At 74.4% G+C, this 2,762-nt stretch carries 1 protein-coding gene; it reads left to right on the top strand.

Annotated elements, in window-relative coordinates; translation table 11 throughout:
• A partial coding sequence (locus ABZV94_RS41110) for an Rne/Rng family ribonuclease (protein WP_356350162.1) occupies positions 1 to 2,762 on the top strand: 2,762 nt, incomplete at both ends.

The following is a 2,762-nucleotide window of genomic DNA, read 5'->3' as shown; positions in this document are numbered from 1 at the left end:
GCTCCGCGCCGTACGCGCCGCCGTGCCACCCGCCGGGTGTCCGCGCCCGAGACCGCTCCCGCCGCCGAGGAGGCCGCGGAGGCCGGGGAAGCGGTGACCACCCACACCCCGGAGGTCCCCGCGACCACGCACACCACCGAGCCGGCCGCAGCCACCCAGCCCGCCCCGGCGCCGCAGGCTCCCGCACCGGCCGCCGAGGCCGAGGCCGCCGCGCCGCGCCGCGCCCGGCGCCGGGTCGTCCGCGCCGCGTCCGGGTTCGCCGAGCCCGCGCGGCCCGCCGCCGCGCGCACCGCCGAGGCGGAGGAGGCCGACGCCCCGCGCCGGCCCGCCCGCCCCGCCGTCGCCGTCTTCCAGCCGCCGGTGTTCACCGAGCCCAAGTTCCAGACGCCGGAGCGGGCCGCCGCCGAGGCGGCTGCCGAGGCCGCCGAGGTCACCGAGGTCACCGAGGCCGAAGAGACCGAGGAGTACGCCGAGGAGCGCGTCGAGACCGGTGGCCGCCGGCGCCGGCGTCGCCGTGGTGCCGCCGAGGAGAGCAGGCCGGTCGAGGCCGCCGCCGAGGACGAGGAGCCGGAGGAGGCCGAGGAGGCCGCCGAGGACCTCGCCGAGGGCGAGGAGGGCGACGAGACCGAGGGCGCCGAGGGTTACGAGGAGTCCGGATCGCGCCGTCGCCGCCGCCGTGGCGGACGCCGCCGCCGGCGCGGTGACGCGGCCGAGGGCGAGTCCGGCGAGGGTGCGGACGCCGACGAACTGGCCGCCGAGCAGGCCGCGCAGGACGCCGAGGACACCGCCGAGCAGGAGGAAGAGGACGCCGAGGAGGCGCGCGGCGAGGAGGCCGGCGGCTCCAGCTCCAGCAGCCGCCGGCGTCGCCGTCGCCGCCGCCGTGCCGGTGACACCTCCGTGGACACCGAGCCGTCCGAGGACGACCCGGAGCGCACGGTCGTCAAGGTCCGCGAGCCGCGCAAGCCCAGCGAGCCGTCCGACGAGGTGCAGTCCATCAAGGGCTCGACCCGTCTGGAGGCCAAGAAGCAGCGCCGCCGGGAAGGCCGTGAGCAGGGGCGCCGCCGCGTCCCGATCATCACCGAGGCCGAGTTCCTGGCCCGCCGCGAGGCCGTCGAGCGCGTGATGGTCGTCCGCCAGCACGGCGAGCGCACGCAGATCGGCGTCCTGGAGGACGGCGTGCTCGTCGAGCACTACGTCAACAAGGAGCAGTCGACCTCGTACGTCGGCAACGTCTACCTGGGCAAGGTCCAGAACGTGCTGCCGTCGATGGAGGCCGCCTTCATCGACATCGGCAAGGGCCGCAACGCGGTCCTGTACGCCGGCGAGGTCAACTTCGAGGCGCTCGGCATGTCGGGCGGGCCGCGCCGGATCGAGTCCGCCCTGAAGTCCGGCCAGTCCGTCCTCGTGCAGGTCACGAAGGACCCGATCGGGCACAAGGGCGCGCGGCTCACCAGCCAGGTCTCCCTCCCTGGGCGCTACCTCGTGTACGTCCCCGAGGGCTCGATGACCGGCATCAGCCGCAAGCTGCCCGACACCGAGCGGGCCCGGCTGAAGACCATCCTCAAGAAGATCGTCCCCGAGGACGCGGGCGTCATCGTGCGCACCGCCGCCGAGGGCGCGAGCGAGGACGAGCTGCGCCGGGACGTCGAGCGGCTGCAGGCGCAGTGGGAGGAGATCCAGAAGAAGGCCAAGAACGGCGGCAACGCTCCGACGCTGCTGTACGGCGAGCCGGACATGACCGTCCGGGTCGTGCGCGACATCTTCAACGAGGACTTCTCCAAGGTCATCGTCAGCGGTGACGAGGCCTGGCAGACGATCCACGGGTACGTCTCACACGTCGCCCCCGACCTGGCCGGTCGGCTGTCGAAGTGGACCTCCGAGGTCGACGTCTTCGCCACCTACCGGATCGACGAGCAGCTCGCCAAGGCGCTGGACCGCAAGGTCTGGCTGCCCAGCGGCGGTTCGCTGGTGATCGACCGGACCGAGGCGATGGTCGTCATCGACGTCAACACCGGCAAGTTCACCGGCCAGGGCGGCAACTTGGAGGAGACGGTCACCAGGAACAACCTGGAGGCGGCCGAGGAGATCGTGCGCCAGCTCCGGCTGCGCGACCTCGGCGGCATCATCGTGATCGACTTCATCGACATGGTCCTGGAGTCGAACCGGGACCTGGTGCTGCGCCGCCTGCTGGAGTGCCTGGGCCGCGACCGCACGAAGCACCAGGTGGCCGAGGTGACCTCGCTGGGCCTGGTCCAGATGACCCGCAAGCGGGTCGGCCAGGGCCTGCTGGAGTCGTTCTCCGAGACCTGTGTCCACTGCAACGGGCGCGGTGTCATCGTCCACCTGGACCAGGCGACCGCGAACGGTGGCGGCGGCAAGCGCAAGAAGCGCGGCCGGGGCGCCGAGGCGGCGGAGCCGGCGCACGAGCACGTGCACGAGACCGCCGCCGTGGCCGTGGAGACCGGCGAGGCCGTCGAGCCCGAGGTGGAGACCGCCGTGGAGGTGGCCGCCGAGGCCGCCGAGCCGGTGGCCCTGCCGGCGCCCGAGTTCGCACCGGACGAGGAGCTGTACAGCAGCGTCGCCGAGGCGGAGGCGGCGGCCACCCGTGGCCGTACGCGGCGCCGGGCGAGCCGCCGGGTGTCCGCTCCGGCGGGTGCGCCGAAGGCGGAGAAGGCGCCCAGGGCCGAGCGCGCGCCCCAGACCGGTAAGGCCGCCGCGGAGGCCGAGGTTCCGACCGCCCAGGACGTCACCGCCGAGCAGGC

It is taken from the genome of Streptomyces sp. NPDC004658 (assembly GCF_040609555.1).
Lineage (GTDB): Bacteria > Actinomycetota > Actinomycetes > Streptomycetales > Streptomycetaceae > Streptomyces.
This window is presented reverse-complemented; position numbering and strand designations above follow the sequence as displayed.